This window comes from Corynebacterium singulare, from assembly GCF_000833575.1.
GTDB lineage: Bacteria > Actinomycetota > Actinomycetes > Mycobacteriales > Mycobacteriaceae > Corynebacterium > Corynebacterium singulare.
Window position 1 is genome coordinate 1,890,971 of record NZ_CP010827.1, and the last position, 20,001, is coordinate 1,910,971.

Here is a 20,001-nt window from a genome sequence, read left to right on the forward strand (position 1 = left end):
CCCGAAACGAATTTCAGCGACACTGTCTCCTACTCTAGGAGGAGACGAGTCCAGCACTCACTGCAAACAAAACGAGCGCAATTCGGTCGCGCGCTTGTAATTTTGCAAGCAGCGAGGAAACGTGTGTCTTAACGGTCGTCTCAGCAACATGAAGGTGATCTGCGATTTCACCGTTGGTTAGCCCCTCGGCGACAAGACGCAACACGTCCATCTCACGCACAGTCACGAGTTCCAAGTCCTTTCGCTGTTGCGTAGTCAACTCCCTGCCAGATCTCATCGCCGCACGATAAGAGTTAAGGACCGAGCCAGTAACTTTGGTCGATAGAACAGACTCACCCGCGGCAACGGAACGCACCGTCGATGCCAAGATGTCAGGGTCGGCATCTTTCAGGAGGAAACCGTTCGCTCCAGCCTGCAGAGCATCGGCGACGAGCTCATCGTCGTGAAAGGTAGTCAGCATGACCACCTGAATATTCGGATGCGCTGCCTTGATTGCCTTTGCCGCGGCGATACCGTCCATGTGCGGCATTCGAATATCCAGTACGGCCACATCGATGCGATGCATGCCGGTTGCAGCGACTGCCTCCACCCCATTGGCAACTTGCGCCACGACCTCTATGTCAGGTGCAGCGTTGAGGATGGTGGATAACGCTGAGACGAGCAGAACTTGGTCATCAGCTAGCAAAACCCGGATGCTCATGTCGTACTCCGAAATGGTAATTGCGCGCGGACGTAGAACAGATCGGGAGTTCCTTCGGCACTAAAACTTCCTCCGAGGGAACATGTTCGCTCCTCCAGCCCAATCAGGCCGGTACGCGAGCCAGAGTTTTCTGCCTGCACGCTGCCCCATGACGTGATGGAAATGTCGACGCTCTCGTTGCATTCCAATTCCAGCTCAACATCGCTGTCGATGCCTTGATGGCGGATGACGTTGGTCAGGGATTCCGTGATGATTCGGGCTACCACAAGTTGAACAAGGCTCGATGCCTGCGCCAGATCATGGGAAACCTTTGTGCTAATACGCAGCCCAGTCTTGCGGAATCCTTCGATGAGCCCCTCGATGTCCGTTGATTCTCCGCGCGGGAACTCATCGTTACTGCGCAGAGCATAGACTATGCGGCGGACCTCGCTCAGCGCGTCATCGGCAATGGCGTGAATGGTGTTAAGAGCCTTCACAGCTGTCGCGGCATCGTCGCGTGATGCCACTACACCCGCGGAAGCCTGCACTTTCATGAGGGTGAGGCTGTGCGCCAAGACATCATGGAGCTCGCGTGCAATTTGTAGCCGCTCCTCCTCTTGCGCACTGCGTAGACGCGCAATCCGCTCATTTTCCTCTGCCCGCCTTTGCAGCACCCGTCCGTAAGCGCGTGTTCCAGCGAAATAAACGGTTGCCAGCAACAGCCAGTGCACGATGAGACGGAAAAGAGCCTCCGTGCCGGTCGAGTAGCGAAGCGAATAGTCGTCCTGCAGCTGCCACATCACCGGCGAGGCAAAAGAGCCCAAGAGCGTTACTCCTAATACGCCGACCCGAATGCGTCGGTCATCGCAGTAACGCGACGTTGTGTAGACAGCCATGGGAGCGGTCAGCAGCCAAGGGGAAACGCCGGTGTTGTAAGGCAGGGAAAGAAACCAGGTTAGCGCCCACGCTGCCAGGCACAAGAGGAACCCCGTGGCACTAGTCACCGGACGCGAACGCCACACCCAGAAAAATGGAACGAAGCACCACGCAACAACAACTTGGAGCACTTCCGCTGGGCTGGACCAGACACTGTTGACAAGCGTGTATAAAAGCGCAAGAACGACGGCAGCAAGGGTCAGTATGCGGTCGCCTATTAATCCAGGTGGCAACATTGGAGCACGCATCGGAAAGCTAGACGCCCACCATGGTCTTCATCACGACCACGCCCGCCGCGTTCAGCAGCAGGAAGGGCACGATGGTGGACACGTCCAGGGCCACGTTGCCCATGCGCAGCGGTGGGATGGGCCTGCGCAGCAACTTGACTGGCGGGTCGGTCACGACGAACAGCGACTCGGCCACGAGCATAAACCAGCGCGGCGGGCGGAAGCTGAGGGAGGAGGACTGAACCACCTCAATGACAATGCGGATAATGAGAACCCACGTGTAGAGCCGAATCAAGGCGTGCAGAAGTAGTCCAAGATTATTCACCCTGCCAGACTAACCTAGCCGGGCGCAGGTTCCCACTCCTACTCGCCCCTTGCCAAAGCAAGAACGAAGGCAAACAAATAGAACACAGGCACGCAAAGAGACGGCACCCCATCGGGATACTGTCGAGGTGTGCAGCAGCACGTGCCGAGCGCAATATTTAGCCCAGGAGGCCGGCGCTCTCCAGCTCGAGGGTGGAGATGGTGCAGTCAGACGGGGGGATGGCGGAGACACGGCGCTCGGTCTGCATGCCGGAGGTCAGGTTGACCATCTTGCCGCGAGCGGCGAAGCACAGACCAGCGGCGAAATCGATGAGGCGCTTAGCGTCGGACTTCTCTGGATCGGCGCGCTCGAAGACCACGGCGTCGCCATTGCTGAAAGGCTCACCGATCTTGGTGGCTGCCTTGTAGGAGACCAGGGAGACGGGGACGATGGTCGGCTCGTATGCAGCAGCCACCTCTTCGCGCGTAGCGGGCGGTACCAACATGATATCCGCCAGGCGGAGTTAATCGGCGGCCACGGTGATGGCCGGATCATTGCATACAGCTCAAAAGTATACCGAGGGGGTCAAGTTTTCACAGGCGCGGGTTCCCGCGATCCCAAAATAGGTACGCCAGTATCCGTAAGAGATTGGTGGGACCATGTTATCCACAGGAACAATTTTTCTAGTGCAGGGAGGTTGAATCGCCGTTTAGGCTCAGGAAGCATGAACGCACTTCAGAAATTTCTCACCGCTCTCGGTGCCGGCATCGATGTCGTCGCCGGGTGTGAAGGGATGTCTGAAGCTGACCTCATTGCTGCTGGATCACCTGATAAAACTGCGCAGCAGCTACTACGTTTGCACGACAGCTTCTTTGGCTCTACTGCCATGACAGCGATGCAGCGCGACGCTGTGAAGGCCGCCCGCGAGCGAGGGCACTCTTTGCCTACCTTGGACGTCATCGACCGCTATGCCAGGAAAGCCAAGACCAAAGCCCTGGGCTGGCGAATACGCTTGGAGCTGTGTCGCACGAGTGCTGACACTCTGGCGATGGAAGCTTTGGCCAAGAAGAAGCTCAAGGAACACTCGGCGTCCCCGAAACGCACGGCCGGGGTAAAGATATACCGCCGACGTAATGCCCTGTGGACCATGGCGATTACGGCATCGTCCCAGGTCATCGCGGAGCTTAACGACGTCGTCGATGAACAACGTCCCATCGAATCCATTCGGGATGCCTTCTTTAAAGGTGCGGCTCCACGCAAGGGGTTGCAGACCAATATTCTTGTTCCGCTGGACGCGCTGGCTAAGATTCTCGACGGTGACGGCGAGGAGATCACGCTACGCATGACCAACGGTGCCACGATGACCGGCGCCGAGTACGTCAACAAGGTCATCTCGGGAGAAATCGACCTCGACGGCACATATGCTACCCTATTTCACCCCGTGCGCGGACCGGTCAACCTCTACCGCGAGGAGCGTTCAGCAAGCCTCAAACAGCGCATCATGGCCATGGCAGAGTCCCCCACCTGCGCGTGGGATGACTGTATGAAGCCCGCCGACGAATGTCAGGTGCATCACCTCATCGCGTGGAAGCTAGGCGGTTTTACCAACCCGGAAAACTTGGTCATGCTTTGCGCCTATCACAACGGCATCAATCAAGATGACCCTAATGCTCCGCCAGGCCGCGGGCGAATGGTGCGAGTCAGGGGAACCCCGAAACGCTATTTCGGTTCTCCCCCGCCGCCCACACCGCGGCAGGCGGCAGTCGAAGCAACCGGACCTCCGCGCAGCAACGCGCCCTAACCCCCTCCGATTTGGTCGACGAACCAGCCCTCGTCCTCAGAAGCTCTCTGAGGGCCAGGGCTACTCGTCGTGCTTGCGGCGCAGTTTGAGAACCGTATCCGCTACGAAGAGGACAATGCCTACTCCTGCAGAGGCAAATAGCAGGTACAGTGACCAGTCGGCAGCCGTGAGGATGTAGTTCACGAACGCCACGAAAGCCACGAAGGCCAGCACCAACGCACCAATGAGCATGCCCGCTCCCCCTTTCCATGGCCGCCAGTATTCACGTGCACACAAAAAGAATAACGGCGCCCCCGGAAGGGACGCCGTCAATTCAATGATTAGTTGTTAGCCTTGCCAGCTTCACCGTTGGGTGCCGCGGTGCCGCGAGCCTCCAGCTCCTCGAGCTGGGACTCAAGCAGCGTCTTGAGGCGAGTGCGGTATTCGCGCTCGAAGGTGCGCAGCTCGGAGATACGCGCCTCGAGGGCGGTCTGCTGCTGCTTCACCGTGTTCATAACCTCGGTGTGCTTCTTCTCAGCGTCTGCCTGCAGAGCAGCTGCCTTCTCCTCTGCCTGGCGGATCTGAGCCTCAGCGCGGGAGGTGGCATCAGACTCAGTCTGCTTTGCCTTCGTTTCTGCGTCAGCAACCAGCTTCTTGGAGCGGGTGTCAGCCTCGTGGAGCTGAGCCTCGTAGCGCTTCTGGGCATCGGCAAGCTGGGCCTTGGAGTGAGAGTCAGCGTCAGCAAGCTGCTTCTCTGCTGCAGTGCGAGCTTCTGCCAGCATGGACTCGGAGTCTGCCTTGGCTTCGTTGGTGAGGCGGTCTGCCATTTCCTGAGCCAGGCCGAGCACGCGAGCAGCCTGCATGTGGGTATCCGGAGTAGCCAGGCCCTCACCGGACTTGGCAGCACCAGCACCAGCAATACCGGCGGCAGCGGTGGAAGCGCCGGAGTTCTTCGCGGACTCCAGCTCCTTCTTGGTGTTCTCCAGCTCGCGCTTGGAAGCCTCGAGCTCGCGCTTTGCAGCAGCAGCCTCCTCGCGAGCGGCCTTGAGCTCAGCGGAGTTGTCCTGCTGCTGTGCGGCAGGGGCCTGGGCAGGCTGAGCCTGGGCGGCCTTTGCTTGCTCCTGAGCCTTCTTGGTTTCTTCCTTAGCCTTGGCAATCTCATTCTTGGAGTCAGCCAGCTTAGCCTCGTACTCAGCACGAAGCTTGGACTCAACGTCCTTGCGCACGGCGGCCTCATCAACCTTGGTTGCAGCGGCGCCGGCGCCTGCAGCAGCGCCGCCCTTGGACTGAGACTTCAGGTCCTCAACCTGGGCCTGGAGCTCGTCGTTTTCATCCTGCAACTGAGCAAGAGCATCCTCAACAAGGTCGAGGAACTGATCGACCTCGTCCTCGTTGTAGCCACGCTTGCCAATTGGCGGCTTGCTGAAAGCGACGTTGTGTACATCAGCTGGTGACAGTGGCATTGACTTCTCTTCCCCTTACAAATCGGTCAAACCTCTAGTGGGTCCAGAGGCCGGGTACATATGCGGTTAATAATACGGATTGTGATAACTCATTGTATCCAAATCAACACATTATCTAACGCGGGCACTAGTCTCAACGTTAACCGGAGGGTTTAATACACCCGACCGGCTATACAGCCACCCCAGCAGCTCCAAAGAAGAACCACTTTATGAGCTTCGATAGGACCGCGAGCAGCAAAAAGAGCACGATGATCGACACATCCAGCGCGATACCTCCAAGCTGCAACGGCGGGATCACTTTGCGCAGCGCCTTGACTGGCGGATCAGTAATAACAAAGAGCACTTCAGCCACCATCATGAACCACCGCGGAGGGTTGAACTGGCGCGAGAAAGACTGAATCATCTCGATGACGATGCGCGCGAGCAAAATCCACGAATAGAGGCTCACCGCGACGAGGAGAATTGAACCTAAAGCATTCACAACGCCCGAGCCTATCGGAACCACCCCCGCGAGCGGTACTCCCCTGCCCGGCGCTTCGCCATAAAACGCCGAAAGCCACCGTTATCACCTTCTCCTGAAGCCAACACGGAGAAGCGGGATAACGGCGGCGGGCGAGATTCGTTAGCGCAGGTGTGCGGCGCGCTCCAGCTCCACTGTGGAGATGTCAGCACCCTTCGGCACGATCGCGAAGACCTTACGGCTGGTGTCAACACCCTTGGTGAGGTTCTTCATGCGGCCCTCCAGCGCGAAGCACAGACCAGCTGCAAAGTCGACGAAGCGCTTGGCAGATCCGCGGTCAGCGTCGGTGAGCTCGAAGACAACGGCGTCTCCGTCGCGGAAAGGGCCACCGACCTTGGCGGCATCGTCGAAGGAAACGAGCGACAGGGCCACGATGGTGGGAACGAATTCCTCTTCCTGCTTCTCGTAGGACGGTGCCGTGTACGACGGAGCATTGTAGGTGCGCTCATCGGCGTAGTAGGCGTCGTCGGCGTCCATGTCCATCGGGCCTAGCCCGAAGAACTCCTTGGTCCTATCAATCAGTGACATTCTGGGTCTCCCTCTGACCTAGTTTTCTGTGAGATTAGTGTCTTTGAAATGCGCTTTTGCGATGTCACTTAAACTACTGGCCGTGGTCCCATAATTCCGGTTCCGACACGCACGATATCGGTTCCAGATTCAATTGCTGCCTGCATGTCTGCACTCATTCCAGCAGAAAGTTTCAGTGAGCGTCCAAGCTGCTCGGAGGTGTCCTCCACAAGCCCTTTGACCCGCGTGAAAACCTCGGCTGGCTCACTGTCTAACGGAGGGACAACCATGAAGCCTTGAAGGTCGAGATTCTCTAGCTCTTCCACAATCGTCACCAATCCTGAAACCTGTTCAAGAGGGCAGCCACCACGGGCGGTGTCGGCGTCGGCGGAGACCTGAATGAATACCGGTAGGGTCCCCTTGCGCTGGCCACGCTCCTGGGCCAGGGCCACGCCGCGGTCGAGGGCGCGGGCGAGTTTCTCAGAATCCAGCGAATGCACGCTGTGTGCCCAGCGCGCAACATGATTGGCCTTCTTGGTCTGGATCTGACCGATCATGTGAAAATGCACGTCAGGCAGTTCTTCAGCCTTGGCTCTGGCCTCTTGCTCGCGGTTTTCCGCAACATCGGTGATGCCCAGCTGTGCAAGCAGAGCGATGTCCCCTGCGGGGTGGAATTTGGTGACGGGCAAAAGCTGCGGTGCCTCGCGCCCGGCCGCTTCGGAAAAACGCTGGATATCGGCACGGGTACGTTCGAGTCCAGCGCGAAGTTCGTCGAGTCGGTTCTGCTCAGTCATGTCGTTATCCTTCCAGCCAAATCACGCCCGCTTGGCGTCCTGTGACGCCATCACGGCGATAAGAAAAGAATTCAGTATCCTCAATCGTGCAGCGCGGATCGGATTCAATAGCGGTTATCCCGAGTTCCATAAGCTGGCGCACGAGACCTGCACGAACGTCGATACCCCATGTTCCCTTCGTTGTGCGCGTGAGGGAACCGGGCAAGTGCTTCTCGACGTCCCTCGCCATCTCCTCCGGCACCTCATAATTCCGCCCCGCGGCGGCCGGCCCCATAAGCACCTGCATGGTCGACGGGGAGGCTCCGAGCTCCATCATGGTGTTGACGGTATTTCGGACAATGCCGTTGCGTGCGCCTAGGCGCCCGGCGTGGGCGGCTCCGATGACGCCTGAGGGGACGTCGACAAGCAGCACCGGTGTGCAATCAGCGACGAGAACTCCGAGGCCGAGACGTTTCTCCGTGGTAACCAGTGCGTCTGTCGCTTCTACCGGGGTGTTCACGCCGCGGCACTCTGCACCTACACGGGTGACTGTGTTGGTGTGCAACTGCTCCATCCAGACAATGTCCTCAAGACCAGTGGCCCGCAGGAGACGCGCTCGGTTCGCGGCGACGGCGTCAGGGTCATCGCCGACGTGATCCCCAAGGTTGAAAGAGTCATACGGAGATGACGATGCCCCGCCGGCACGGCTGGTAAATACCATGCGGACGGGGCGCTTCGATGGGTGTGCTTCCTCGTTTACTGGCATGCACTCCAGAGTAGCGGGCTGCGACTAGCGCATGAAGGAGGGCACGTCGAGATCGTCATCGCCGTCATCGTCGAAACCGCGGGAGCGGCGCTCATCCGGACGGGAGAGGCGGTAGTCGTCACGGCCCTCACGCTCCTCGCGGCGGAAACGGTCAGAGCTGGTGAACAGGCCACTGGACGGAGCCGGCTCGGATGGCTGTTCGCGCTCGTAGGAATGGCGCGGTGCGTACTCCTCACGTTCGATGCGCTCCGCTCGCGGAGCCTCAGCGCGCTGCGGCTCGGAACGGGTGTACTCCTCGCGTGGGGCTTCGGCACGGGAAGCAGCGGGAGTCTCCTGCTGTGCCTCGCCGCGGTTCTCAAAGAGGGAACCCGGGCGAGCAGCCGGGGTAGCCTGCTGGCCGTGGCCGGTGTGCGCAGGCTGCGTCGTCATGTTGGCCTGGGCATCAAAGCCGGTGGCAATGATGGTGACACGGACCTCGTCGCCAAGGTTGTCATCAATGATGGTGCCGAAGATGATGTTCGCGTCCTCGTCGGCGCGCTCCTCAACCATGGACGCAGCGGCGTTGACCTCGTGGAGGCCCAAGTCGGAACCTCCAGCGATGGAGAGCAGCACGCCTTTGGCGCCTTCCATAGTGGATTCCAGAAGCGGAGAGTTAATGGCCTGTTCGGCGGCGTTAAGCGCGCGGTTATCTCCGCGGGCAAAGCCGATGCCCATGAGAGCAGAGCCGGCATCCGACATGACGGAGCGCACGTCCGCAAAGTCGACGTTGATCATGCCCGGGATGGTGATGAGGTTGGTAATACCCTGAACACCGTTGTGGAGAACCTCATCGGCAGCGCGGAAGGCCTCGACGATGGACAGCTCCTCACCACCGAGCTGCATGAGGCGATCGTTCGGGATAACGATGAGGGTATCGCAAACCTCGCGAAGCTCCTCGATGCCGGCCATCGCCTGACGGGTGCGGCGAGCGCCTTCGAACTTAAACGGACGGGTAACAACGCCGACGGTGAGGGCACCCATTTTTTTCGCGATGGACGCGACGACCGGAGCGGCACCGGTGCCGGTGCCGCCACCCTCGCCGGCGGTGACGAAGACCATGTCGGATCCCTGAAGAGCATCCTCAATCTCGGTCTTGTGATCCTCGGCCGAGGTCTTGCCTACCTCAGGGTTAGCGCCTGCACCGAGGCCGCGGGTGGCCTCGCGGCCGATGTCGAGCTTAGTGTCCGCGTCGGAGAAAATCAGCGCCTGGGAGTCGGTATTGATGGCGACAAACTGGACTCCCTTGAGCCCTTCTTCGATCATGCGGTTGACAGCGTTGACACCGCCGCCGCCGACGCCGACGACTTTGATGTCCGCGAGGTTGTTGCTAGATGAGATCATACGAGGGTCTCTTGCCTTTCGAATAAGGGTTTATATGTAAACGAGGAGGCGCCCCTAACCGTGAGAGGCGGTTACATCCATCTTTAACGACAAGACGGTTATTTGGGCGCACATTTTTCCGCGTGTCGGTACCCTCAACCTCTACTTTAGGGTTGCTGACGTGCGGTTTTATTAACAGGCGCCCCACCCGTCCCACCGGCGACGGGCTTAGCGTCGAGTCACCAACGCTGGATTAGAAATATTCCAGGATTCGCCCTCCAACTGGAGCACATCCTCGAACGCAATGGCCTTGTTCGCATTGTCCTCGGCAGCGCCCCAAAAGACAGTTTTGCCATCATCAGTGACGAAGGTGAGCGAATACGTGTCTTTAATCTCGAGGGTTTTTACCTTCGCGCGCACGTCAGCCGGAAGCGCTGACATCGCTTCAACGGCGGCCTGCATTTCCGGGGAGCCCGATTCCGTATGCCCAGTGAGTTCGATGGCCTCGGCCGGCGGGGTGTCCTCAACAAATTCCTTGCCCTTATCATCCACGAGCACAGTTCGGCCGCCATCCTTGACGTAGGCCACGGCTTCGTGCTCGACGACGTTCACGTGCACCGTGAACGGGAACGCGCGCGATACCGTCGCAGACTCTATCCACGGCAACGAGGCCACTCCATGCGCCGCCTGGCGGGCGTCCAACCGCACCAAGTTCGAGCCGGTAGCCACGCCACTCGCCTGCTCAACCTCCTCTGCAGTCACGTGTTCGGTTCCCTCCACCTCAAAGGACTTCACAGTGAGAATGGGAAACAGCCATACTGCGGCCACCGCCACAAGTGCCACGAGGAAGACCACACCGACGGCAAGTACCCCTGACTTTTTAGACATCCTGGCCCTTTACCGCCGACGACGCTTCTTCGACATCTCCACGCTGCTCCAGCTCAGTGAGAATTTCCCCCGCCACGTAGGTGATGGTTCCAGCACCAATCGTGAGCACCACATCGCCGGGCTGCGCCAAAAAAATGACGTCGCCTGCGGCCTCAGAAAAGTCCGGCTCAAAGATAACCGGCATGTCCTCCGGCATCTTGTCAGTGATGATGCGGGAGGTGATTCCCTCAACTGGCTGTTCGCGGGCACCGTAGATGTCGAGGACCACGGCGGCGTCGGCAAGCGCGAGGGCGTCCGCAAACTCCGCGTCAAATTCCATCGTGCGGGAGTATAGGTGTGGTTGGAAACAGGCGATGACGCGAGCGCCCTCGCCCTCTGCATCCACCTTGGAACGCGCAGCAGTGAGCACCGCACCGACCTCGGTCGGATGATGCGCGTAGTCGTCAAAGACACGAATCCCTTGCTGCGAGCCGCGGTACTCAAAACGGCGGCGAACACCTGTGAAGTCTGTCAGGCCCTCAGCCAGCTCTGCTGGATCACCACCCGCCAGCGCACCAGCCAGCAGCGCAGCGGCAGAATTGAGCACCATGTGGTGACCAGGAACGTGGAGGTCGTAGGAGAGTTCTTGCGAGGGGACGCCGGGAAGCGCCAAGCGCACACGCACGTGCGCACCCGCCGCCGACACAGACTCTTCCACTATCTCAACACCACATGGCAGCGAAGATTCAGTGCGCGCGCCGTAGCCCAACACCTGGATTCCGCGCTCAACCGCGCGCTCACCGGTGGCCACGGCCTGTTCATCTTCAAGGCACACCACGAGGTAGCCGCCGTCCACGATGCGATCGGCGAAGTCATCAAAAACCTGGTAGTAGCTCTCCGCCGTACGGAAATAGTCCAGGTGGTCGGGCTCGATATTGGTAATCACGGCCACGGTCGGGCTATAGCGCAGCAGTGAGGCATCGGATTCGTCCGCCTCCGCAACGAAGGCATCACCGGTACCGCCATGCGCGTTAGTGCCCGCACGGTTGAGCTGTCCACCGATGGCGAAAGACGGGTCCATGCCCGCGTGCTGCATCGCGTTGACCGCCATCGACGTCGTGGAGGTCTTGCCATGCGTGCCGGCGAGCAGCACCTGGCGGTGGCCCGCCATGAGCTCCGCAAGCAAATCAGAGCGACGGATCACCGGAATTCCTGCCGCACGGGCAGCAGCCAGTTCAGGGTTATCCTGCGGAATCGCCGCAAATGAGGTCACCACCACCGTGGGTTTCTCGCCGGCCAGCTCGAGGTTCTCCGCCTTGTGCCCGATGGCAATCGTGGCACCCATGGTGCGCAGCACCTCCACGGCGGTGGACTTCTTAACATCCGAGCCCGTCACCACCGCACCGCGGGTAACAAGAATGCGCGCCAAACCGGACATACCGGAGCCGCCAATACCCACGAGGTGAACACGGGACAGGTCAGTGGTAGCAGGAGTTGCAGTCATGGTGGAAAATCCTTCGTTTGAGGGGAAAGAGATAGGCCTAGCCGCGCACGCTCGACGCAATACGGTCCGCGATCACAGCGGCAACATCACCAGCCGTGCTGGCGTTAGCTGCCGCTCGCATCGATGCCAAGGTAGCAGGATTGCCAAGAATAGCTCGCACCTCATCGATGAGGCGCTCAGGGGTTAGTTCGGCGTCCGGAATCTGAACAGCTGCACCAGCCTCTACGAGCGTGCGAGAATTGAGTGCCTGCTCGCCGTTACCGTGTGGGAGCGGAACATACACGGCTGGCAGACCTGCCGCGGATACTTCGGCGACAGTCATCGCACCCGAGCGGCACACCATGAGGTCAGCCACGGCCAGCGCGCCCGCCATGTCATCGATGTACGGTACCGCTACGTAGTTCTCACGCTCTGCTGGCTTTTCGTTCTTTTTGCCATAGGCATGGAGCACCTGGAAATCCTGCGTGAGATTCTCGATCGCCCCGGCCACAGCCCGGTTAATGCTCACCGCCCCCTGCGAGCCTCCTGTCACCACGATCGTGGGACGGTCATCCCCCAGGTTCCAGTTCGTGCGCGCGGCCATGGCCGCGGAACCATCCGGATCCTCCCCAAGTCCTGGGCGCACTGGGATGCCGAGAACCTCACCAGGCATACCGGAGCCATCCTGGGCGTTGAAACCAGTTCCGCCGAGACGCACTCCCAGCTTGTTAGCCATGCCGGCCAACGCGTTAGTCTCTAGAACAAAAAAGGGAATGCCTAAGGACTTTGCTGCGAGATAGGCTGGGGCGGCGACATAGCCGCCGGTGCCGAAGACGGCGTCGGCAGCAACGTCCTTGAGCACCGCGCGAGTCTCCCGTACGGACTTCGCAACGCGCCACGGCAGTTTGGCCGCGTCAGCATTAATCTTGCGCGGCACCGGCACTGGGGTAATCATGCGCAAGTCAACACCGCGCGCCGGAACAATGTCCCCTTCCAGACCACGCGGGGTCCCCAAAGCAGTCACCCGCGCGCCGTGGCGCTGGCGTAACTCCTCCCCCACTGCGAGCGCTGGTTCAATGTGTCCGGCAGTGCCGCCACCTGCGATGACGACGGAAATTGGCGTGGCATTCATGCACTACAGGCTACCAGCGCCGCCCGCGGCTACCGGCGCTCGCCGCGCCGACGCTCCCGAGGCGCCTCCTGCCGTGGGACGCGCCGGCCTGTCACCGCACGGCCGAAGCGCTCCTCGCGGCTGCGCTCTGTTTGGCGCTGAGGCCGCGGGCGTTGGCCACGCTGACCGCGCTGGCCACGTGGCCCCTCCGCGCGCTCACGATCCGCTCGGTGCGCGCCACCTCGACGCTCATTCGGCGGGGTCGGCTCCGGGATAAGGAAAATGCGGTCAAAGAGTGGGCGACCAAAGTTCTGCATGGCGGATACCTGCATCGGTTCGTGACGGGCCACGTTGCACAGCAGGCCCATTGAACCGATAGTAATGATTGCCGCGGTACCACCAGCAGAAATCATCGGCAGCTGAATACCCGTCACCGGCAACACGCCAATGACATAGCCGATGTTGATGAAGGCCTGCACCACCACGCCGACGGACAGCGTCGCGGCAAGCAAAGACTGGAACTGGTCTTGGGCCCGCTTGGCGGTGCGCAGGCCAAAGTAGCCGAGGACCGCGAAGAGGCCGATCACCAGTGCACCGCCCCACAAGCCGAGTTCCTCACCGATAATGGCGAAGACAAAGTCATTCTTAGCCTCCGGCAGGTAGAACCACTTGGCGCGGGATTGACCAAGGCCGACGCCCCAAAAGCCGCCGTCGGCAAGCGATAGGAAGCCCTGATACGCCTGGAAACCTGTGCCTTGCGTGTCTTCAATGTTGCCGCGCAGGGCGTCAAAGTAGGTGTGGAAGCGGTGGGACCGGAAACCACCAGCCAGAAAAACAGTGGCCATTCCGATGACGCCGAAGACACCCACAACGGTGGGCACGCGCCAATCCACACCTGCGAAGATGAGGGTAAAGACCACGACGAGGGCGAGGGATACGCCCATGCCCAAGTCACCCTGCGCCACAATGAGCACGAACATGATGCCCGAAATAATGGAGTACATCATGAAAGGATCGGTCAGGCGCATTGAGCGATGCGTTTTATCCGCAAGCGCGGAGGCACCATACAAGCCCACAGCGACGCGGGCGAACTCGGAAGGCTGGAAGGCGACACCACCCGGCAGCATAATCCACGACTGCGAGCCAACCTGCGAGCGGCCGGTACCAATACCGGGGATAAGCACAAGGATGAGCAATACAATCGCAAGCCCAAGGAACCACGGCACTAAAGCTCGCAGCGTGCGCGGCGATATACGCAGTCCGATCCAGAAAGCCACCAGGCCTGCAAGCACTAGGATGCATTGGCGCAGGGCGGCTGACCACGGGCTATCGCTCTCAGAAAGCGAGGTGGCCATGGACGAGGAAAAGGCCATGAGCACGCCAATGCCGATGAGCGAGAAAATGGCGATGCGTAGCATCTGATAATCCAGCCCGGGGAAGGCACGGACGCGCTCGCGGATATCGCGCGCGCGATGGCCCAGCGTGCGGGGTGGCTTCTGGGTAGTGGTCACGGCGAGTGCTCCTGTTTAGCGGGCGAGACGGCGGGCGGCGGCGGCAAACATATCACCGCGCTGGCTCATTCCGGTGTACATATCCAACGATGCCGCAGCCGGGGCCAAAAGTACGGTATCGCCGGTGTCGGCGTGTTGCAGGGCAGCCGCAACAGCATTATCCATCGCGGCCTGGGGGTCATGGCTATCCACGAGCACGATGGGCACATGGGGTGCTGCTTTCGTGAGTGCCTGTGCGAGCAGGTGCTTATCGACGCCCACCAGCACCGCCGCCTTCAGTCTCGCAGCGTGAGTGCGCAGCAGCTCGCTGACGTCAGAGCCTTTGAGCTGGCCACCGGCTACCCACACCACGGAGTCAAGGCCACGCATGGCAACTTCTGCTGCATGGGGATTGGTGGCCTTTGAATTGTCGATGTAGGTCACCCCGGCATGCTCGTGCACGATTTCACCGCGGTGCCCGGCCACCACATAGGACGCGAGCCCCTCGGTGATTGATTCTGCCCGCGCACCAGCGAGTGCGGCCACAGCCGCCGCCGCGGCGGCATCGAGCACACCGGCGAGACCGGCCGGTTGGAGGGTGGTGACATCGTCAACGACAGTCGCCGTCATCCCCGCGACTCCATTGATGAATAAGCCACCGGCGCGCACTCCGACGTCACCAAGCGCAGGCTCCGTATGGCTAAACGCCGTGGCGTTCCTGTCCCCTACCAGGGCAACGACGTGCTCATCATCTTTGCCGTACACCGCGTGGGTGCTGGTGAGAATCCTCGCCTTGTCCGCTGCATAGGCGTCAAAGGAACCATGCCAGTCAAGGTGATCATCGGCTAGGTTAAGCAGCGCGCCGACCTCCGGGCGCAGCTCCGACGACCAGTGAAGCTGGAAGGAGGAAAGCTCCGCCACGAGAATGTCCACTCGCGGCTCAGCCGCTAGGGCATCGAAAGGCGATACACCGATGTTGCCTACCGCCTGGGAGCGCAGACCTGAGCAACGTTCATCTGCAGCCATGATGGCCGCAAGCATGCCCGTGGTGGTGGTTTTGCCGTTGGTGCCCGTGATGGCTAGCCAGCGGCGCGGGAAACCGAACACCTCAGCGCGGTCGAGGCGGTAGGCCAACTCGACGTCTCCAATGACCTCGAGACCGGCATCAGAAGCGCGCGCCAGGAGCGGAGAATCGGGGCGCCAACCCGGCGAGGTGACAACGAAGGAATACTCATCGAGGGCGACCGCGTCGGTATCCGCCGTGGCTACGCCCAGCTCGGACTCAATGCGCGCGCGGGACTCCGCGTTGCCGTCGGCCACGGTGATATCGACTCCGAGGCCAGCGAGCACCGCCGCGCAGCCGCGGCCGGAAACGCCTGCCCCGGCGATGAGGACACGGCCGTCAAGAAACTCGGGACGCGGGCTCATGCGCTCAGGCCAATTCCGGCAGCGGTGAGCCAGTCACCGTAGAAGATTGCCACGCCAGCCATGGCCGCCATTGCAGCCAGAAGCCAGAAACGAACCACAACGGCGGTTTCGGCCCACCCACCGTTTTCGAAGTGGTGGTGGATAGGCGCCATGCGGAAGAAGCGCTTGCCGGTGGTGCGGAAGACCACAATCTGAATAACCACCGACACCGTCTCGATAACGAACAGCGCTCCGATGACAATCATGAGCAGCTCGGTGCGGCTGGCCACGGAGATGCCCGCCACGAGGCCACCGAGGGCCAAGGAGCCGGTATCGCCCATAAAAATCTTGGCCGGTGCGGCATTCCACCACAGGAAGCCCAGGCAACCGCCAAGACCCGCAGCGGCTAGTACGGCTAAGTCGAGTGGATCGCGCACCTGATAGCAACCAGCGGTGAATTCATTCGCACAGGAGTAGCGGAACTGCCAGAAGGTCATGAGCGAGTAGGAGCCCATGACGATAGCGGTCACACCTGCCGCCAAGCCATCGAGGCCATCGGTCAGGTTGACGGCATTGGACCACGCGGCGATGAGGATGTACATGAAGATGAGAAACACAATGGTTCCCACCACCGCACCACCGACGGCGAGGTCAAAGGTCTTGAGGTCACGAGTAAAGGACAGCTTCGTAGACCCCGGGGTCAAGCTCTTCTCGTTGGGAAAACGCAGAATAAGGAAGCCGAAGAGAAGAGAAAGCACAAGCTGGCTCACCAGCTTGGCGGTCTTGTTAAGGCCTAGATTGCGCTTCTTGAACAGCTTAATGAAGTCATCGGCAAATCCCACTGCACCAAGCCCAAGTGTTAGCCCGAGGACCAGCACACCGGACGCGGTGAAACCCACATGTCCGGTGAACATTCCGTAGAACCCCACAACAAGGTAGGCAACCAAGATGCCCGCCAAGATGGCCAAGCCGCCCATAGTGGGTGTACCGCGCTTGCGGAGGTGCGACTTAGGGCCGTCCTCGCGAATTTCCTGACCGCGGCCAGCGTCGGAGAAATACCGAATCAGTACCGGGGTGGTGAAGATCGCAACGAGGAAGCTGACCACACCAGCGATGATGATCTGAGTCACGTGCTTGAAGTCCTTTCTAGCGGCTAGCTGTGGTTCAGCTCTTCCGCGACCAACCAGAGGCGTTGGGCATTAGAGGCCTTAACCAAGACCACGTCCTTGACGCTGCGGCTGGCCCAGTCATCGACCCCTGCTGGGGCCGCGCGCAAGATACCATCGACGGCCTTCGCAGCCGCAGAAGCATCGGCGCACACCACTGTATTTATACCTTGCTGCGCAGCCGCCTCCGTCATCGCCCGGCAATTGGCGCTCTCCCCCACGCCGATGAGGTGCTCGACGTGGTATTTGGCCAGTACCTCTCCCAGCTGACGGTGCGCTGCTTCGGCATCAGAGCCGAGCTCACCCATCTCACCAAGGACGGCGATGGCCCGGGCACCCGGACGTGCTGCGGCAGTATAGGCCAACGCTGCGATGGCCGCCCGCATGGAATCCGGATTGGCGTTGTAGGAATCATCGATGACGGTGACACCATCACGGCGGGTACGCACATCCATCCGGTGTTCTGAGGCGTTGCGGTGACCCGAGAGCGCACCGGCGACGGTGTCTGCTGACAGGCCCAGCTCAATCGCTGCGGCCGCTGCAGCCAACGCATTGGAGACTTGGTGGGAACCGAACACCTGGAGCTTGACTTCTACTGGCTCAGCCCCGGGGCTGTGGAGGGTGAAGGAGGGGCGGGCGACGTCGTCAAGCTCAATGTCCGTGGCAAAGTACTGCGCTGCCGGTGCACCTCCGCGGCGGTTCTCCGTGGAGTAGTAAACAACCTTGGCTGCTGTGCGCGGAGCCATGGCAGCCACGAAAGGATCATCGGCATTGAGGACGGCAACTCCACCGTCATCAGCGCTCGGAAGAGCTTCAACGAGCTCTCCCTTGGCTTTCGCAATGTTTTCCCGGGAGCCGAACTCGCCAAGGTGCGCGGAGCCAACATTGAGCACCACGCCAATACGCGGAGAAGTGATGTCGGTGAGGTGGCGGATGTGGCCGATACCGCGTGCGGACATCTCCGCAACGAGAAATTGGGTGTGCTCATCACAGCGCAGGGCGGTATAGGGCAGCCCGATTTCGTTGTTGAAGGAGCCCGGCGGCGCAACGGTCTCCCCCACAGTGCGGAAAATGGTGGCGATGAGATCCTTAGTTGAGGTCTTGCCGGCAGAACCGGTGACGCCCACAATGTTGAGCTTATTCTGGGAAAGACGCTGGGTCACCGCACGGGCGATTGCGGAAAGCGCGGCGACGACGGCCGCAGCTGAGCCATCGTCGTCATTGGCATAAATGTCCGCGTTGGCACCATCGCCTTCGACTCGACCGCGAGGTTCAACGATGATGGCGGGCACGCCCACCGGACGCGCAGCCAAGACGGCTACGGCGCCCTTGTCGATGGCCGTCTCCGCAAAGTCGTGCCCATCGACGCGTGCACCGGGCAACGCTACGAAGAGCCCGCCCGGAGTAACCTTGCGGGAATCAAACTCGACGAACCCAGTGACCTGAGCGTTTGGGTTCTCAACGTTGTCGAGGCGACCGCCGGTGATCTGAGCAATTTCGGTGAGGCTGAGGGCGATCATGCATGCTCCTTGGGCTCGTTCTGCTCCTGCGGCAAGGTGTGAGATTTCTTATCGTTGTCACCGTACCGCGCGGAAGCGCCATCCGCGCTCTGTCGAAGGACCTCGTCGAGGGCACGAGCCATCTCTTCGCGGTCATCGAAGTGATGCATGGTGCCGCCGATGAGCTGCCCCACCTCGTGGCCCTTGCCCACGACGATGACGGCATCACCTGGCTGCGCCCACGCCACAACTTCATCGATCGCCTTGGCGCGAGAATCAGCTTCACGGATATCTCCGTCTGGGTTGGCCTCGCGGGCGCCCTTGATAACCGCGGCACGGATAGTGGCCGGGTCTTCGGTACGGGGATTGTCATCAGTGACCACGGTTAGGTCAGCGCGTTCTGCCGCAGCCGCCCCCATAAGCGGGCGCTTGGAGGAGTCACGGTCTCCGCCCGCGCCGACGACGATGCCGATACGGCCGCTGGTTCCCTCCAACTGACTGCGCAAGGTGTCAAGAACAGCGGCGATGGCGGCGGGCTTGTGGGCGTAGTCAACGACGGCCACGAAGTCTTGCCCACGGTCGATGCGCTCCATTCGCCCCGGAACAGCGACCTTTTCTACGCCCGCGAGGAATGTCTTGGGATCCAGTCCGATGGCCGCCGCCATACCGGTTGCCAGGGCAGCGTTGGCGATGTTGAATTCGCCCGGCATCGGCAGGCGGAAGTCATATGTCTGACCGCTAGATGCGACGGAAAGTTCGACCTGCTGAGCACCGGTTGCCTCGGTGCTGAGCTGACGTGCGGTGATGTCAGCGCTGCTGTGCGTCGCCACGCGCGTGAGCGGCAGCGCCGCGGCACGTTCAGCCATACGCGCTCCCCAATCATCATCGACACAGATAACGGCACGGGCGGCGGCTTGGGGGCCGTCGAAAAGCGCTGCCTTGGCCTCGAAGTAATCCTCCATCGTGGGGTGGAAGTCGAGATGGTCCTGGCTGAGGTTGGTAAAACCACCGACGGCGAAATTCGTGCCGCGCACGCGCCCCAGCTCCAAAGCATGGGAGGAGACCTCCATGACCACGTGGGTGACTCCTTCCGCCACCATGCGGGCGAACAATTCCTGGAGTGTCGGAGCCTCCGGAGTGGTCAGGGTGGTGGGCACAGGCTCACGGTTGATACGTGTGCCCGTTGTACCAATGAGGCCAACGGAGTAGCCCGCGTGGAGCAGACCTGCTTCAAGCAGGTAGCTCGTCGTTGTCTTGCCGGAGGTACCCGTCACGCCGAGAATGGTGAGATTTTCCGTAGGATGCTCATAAATTTCCGCTGCAACAAGGCCGAGAATAGCGCGAATATCCTCCACAACAAGAACGGGACGCGATTCTCCCGCCGAGGCAAGAAGGGCCTGGCCTTCCTCATCCGTGAGGATGGCGGCTGCCGGAGTATCAGCGGCATAGCGTGCTCCGTGCACACGGGTTCCAGGCAGCGCGGCGAAAAGGCCGCCAGGTGCCAGCTTCGCAGAGTTCAGGCCGCAGGAGTCCACGGTAACCGAGGCATCCCCGATCACCCGACCTCCGGCAATCTCCGCTAGGCGTTCAAGGCTGATGCTGCTTGTCACTGTGTTTCCTTTGCTTTCTGTTTTCTCTTTGGCTCTGAAATTCTGTGAGTAAGT

20 protein-coding genes are annotated in these 20,001 nt (G+C 60.7%); 1 reads left to right on the forward strand and 19 read right to left on the reverse strand.

The window, feature by feature from the left end; all coding sequences use genetic code 11:
• Positions 1–34: 34 nt before the first annotated feature.
• From CSING_RS08800 to sepF, 4 genes are all read right to left on the reverse strand, one after another.
• Entirely contained in the window at positions 35–700 is a 666-nt protein-coding gene (locus CSING_RS08800; protein ID WP_042531531.1) for a response regulator, read from the reverse strand.
• Positions 697–1,503 (reverse strand): sensor histidine kinase, encoded by an 807-nt coding sequence (locus CSING_RS08805; protein ID WP_236683948.1) that lies wholly within the window; start codon positions 1,501–1,503, stop codon positions 697–699. Before CSING_RS08805 ends, CSING_RS08800 begins: the two co-directional genes overlap by 4 nt.
• Positions 1,504–1,870: 367 nt before the next feature.
• Positions 1,871–2,167, reverse strand: a complete 297-nt coding sequence (locus CSING_RS08810; protein ID WP_042531535.1) for a YggT family protein — start codon at positions 2,165–2,167, stop codon at positions 1,871–1,873.
• A gap of 157 nt (positions 2,168–2,324) precedes the next feature.
• On the reverse strand, positions 2,325–2,651 hold the full coding sequence (gene sepF / locus CSING_RS08815; protein ID WP_052471405.1) for a cell division protein SepF: 327 nt from the start codon (positions 2,649–2,651) through the stop codon (positions 2,325–2,327).
• 219 nt (positions 2,652–2,870) lie between these two features.
• Here sepF and CSING_RS08820 point away from each other — a divergent pair, with 219 nt between their 5' ends.
• Positions 2,871–3,947, forward strand: coding sequence for an HNH endonuclease signature motif containing protein (locus CSING_RS08820; protein WP_042531536.1), 1,077 nt, complete (start codon positions 2,871–2,873; stop codon positions 3,945–3,947).
• Positions 3,948–4,007: 60 nt separating this feature from the next.
• Here CSING_RS08820 and CSING_RS13840 read toward each other — a convergent pair whose 3' ends face one another.
• The 15 genes from CSING_RS13840 to CSING_RS08895 all read right to left on the reverse strand — a co-directional run bounded on the left by CSING_RS13840 (position 4,008) and on the right by CSING_RS08895 (position 19,947).
• On the reverse strand, positions 4,008–4,178 hold the full coding sequence (locus CSING_RS13840) for a hypothetical protein (RefSeq protein WP_042531539.1): 171 nt from the start codon (positions 4,176–4,178) through the stop codon (positions 4,008–4,010).
• Positions 4,179–4,267: 89 nt separating this feature from the next.
• Complete coding sequence (locus CSING_RS08830; protein WP_042531540.1) at positions 4,268–5,389, reverse strand: DivIVA domain-containing protein; 1,122 nt, start codon at positions 5,387–5,389, stop codon at positions 4,268–4,270.
• A gap of 169 nt (positions 5,390–5,558) precedes the next feature.
• Positions 5,559–5,870, reverse strand: coding sequence for a YggT family protein (locus tag CSING_RS08835; protein WP_042531542.1), 312 nt, complete (start codon positions 5,868–5,870; stop codon positions 5,559–5,561).
• Between the two features lie 141 nt (positions 5,871–6,011).
• Positions 6,012–6,437: a cell division protein SepF gene (locus tag CSING_RS08840; protein ID WP_042531544.1), complete on the reverse strand. Its 426-nt coding sequence runs from the start codon at positions 6,435–6,437 to the stop codon at positions 6,012–6,014.
• A 68-nt stretch (positions 6,438–6,505) separates the two neighbouring features.
• On the reverse strand, positions 6,506–7,210 hold the full coding sequence (locus tag CSING_RS08845) for a YggS family pyridoxal phosphate-dependent enzyme (protein ID WP_042531546.1): 705 nt from the start codon (positions 7,208–7,210) through the stop codon (positions 6,506–6,508).
• A 4-nt stretch (positions 7,211–7,214) separates the two neighbouring features.
• Entirely contained in the window at positions 7,215–7,955 is a 741-nt protein-coding gene (pgeF, locus tag CSING_RS08850) for a peptidoglycan editing factor PgeF (protein WP_042531548.1), read from the reverse strand.
• A 24-nt stretch (positions 7,956–7,979) separates the two neighbouring features.
• Positions 7,980–9,335 carry a cell division protein FtsZ gene (gene ftsZ, locus CSING_RS08855; RefSeq protein WP_042531550.1) on the reverse strand — a complete coding sequence of 452 codons (1,356 nt, stop codon included), beginning with the start codon at positions 9,333–9,335 and terminating at the stop codon, positions 7,980–7,982.
• Between the two features lie 207 nt (positions 9,336–9,542).
• Positions 9,543–10,202, reverse strand: a complete 660-nt coding sequence (locus CSING_RS08860) for a cell division protein FtsQ/DivIB (protein ID WP_042531553.1) — start codon at positions 10,200–10,202, stop codon at positions 9,543–9,545.
• Complete coding sequence (murC, locus tag CSING_RS08865) at positions 10,195–11,685, reverse strand: UDP-N-acetylmuramate--L-alanine ligase (RefSeq protein WP_042531555.1); 1,491 nt, start codon at positions 11,683–11,685, stop codon at positions 10,195–10,197. The genes CSING_RS08860 and murC overlap by 8 nt, the downstream gene beginning before the upstream one ends.
• A 37-nt stretch (positions 11,686–11,722) precedes the next feature.
• Positions 11,723–12,796 (reverse strand): undecaprenyldiphospho-muramoylpentapeptide beta-N-acetylglucosaminyltransferase, encoded by a 1,074-nt coding sequence (murG, locus tag CSING_RS08870; RefSeq protein ID WP_042531557.1) that lies wholly within the window; start codon positions 12,794–12,796, stop codon positions 11,723–11,725.
• A 29-nt stretch (positions 12,797–12,825) separates the two neighbouring features.
• Positions 12,826–14,193, reverse strand: a complete 1,368-nt coding sequence (locus CSING_RS08875) for an FtsW/RodA/SpoVE family cell cycle protein (protein WP_407637952.1) — start codon at positions 14,191–14,193, stop codon at positions 12,826–12,828.
• A 108-nt stretch (positions 14,194–14,301) separates the two neighbouring features.
• The gene (murD, locus tag CSING_RS08880; protein ID WP_042531561.1) at positions 14,302–15,693 is read right to left on the reverse strand and encodes a UDP-N-acetylmuramoyl-L-alanine--D-glutamate ligase; all 1,392 of its coding nucleotides are present in this window, start codon (positions 15,691–15,693) and stop codon (positions 14,302–14,304) included.
• Entirely contained in the window at positions 15,690–16,802 is a 1,113-nt protein-coding gene (mraY, locus tag CSING_RS08885; RefSeq protein WP_042531563.1) for a phospho-N-acetylmuramoyl-pentapeptide-transferase, read from the reverse strand. Before mraY ends, murD begins: the two co-directional genes overlap by 4 nt.
• Positions 16,803–16,825: 23 nt before the next feature.
• Positions 16,826–18,358 carry a UDP-N-acetylmuramoyl-tripeptide--D-alanyl-D-alanine ligase gene (locus CSING_RS08890; protein WP_042531565.1) on the reverse strand — a complete coding sequence of 511 codons (1,533 nt, stop codon included), beginning with the start codon at positions 18,356–18,358 and terminating at the stop codon, positions 16,826–16,828.
• Positions 18,355–19,947, reverse strand: coding sequence for a UDP-N-acetylmuramoyl-L-alanyl-D-glutamate--2,6-diaminopimelate ligase (locus CSING_RS08895; protein WP_084226191.1), 1,593 nt, complete (start codon positions 19,945–19,947; stop codon positions 18,355–18,357). The genes CSING_RS08890 and CSING_RS08895 overlap by 4 nt, the downstream gene beginning before the upstream one ends.
• Positions 19,948–20,001 lie beyond the last annotated feature (54 nt).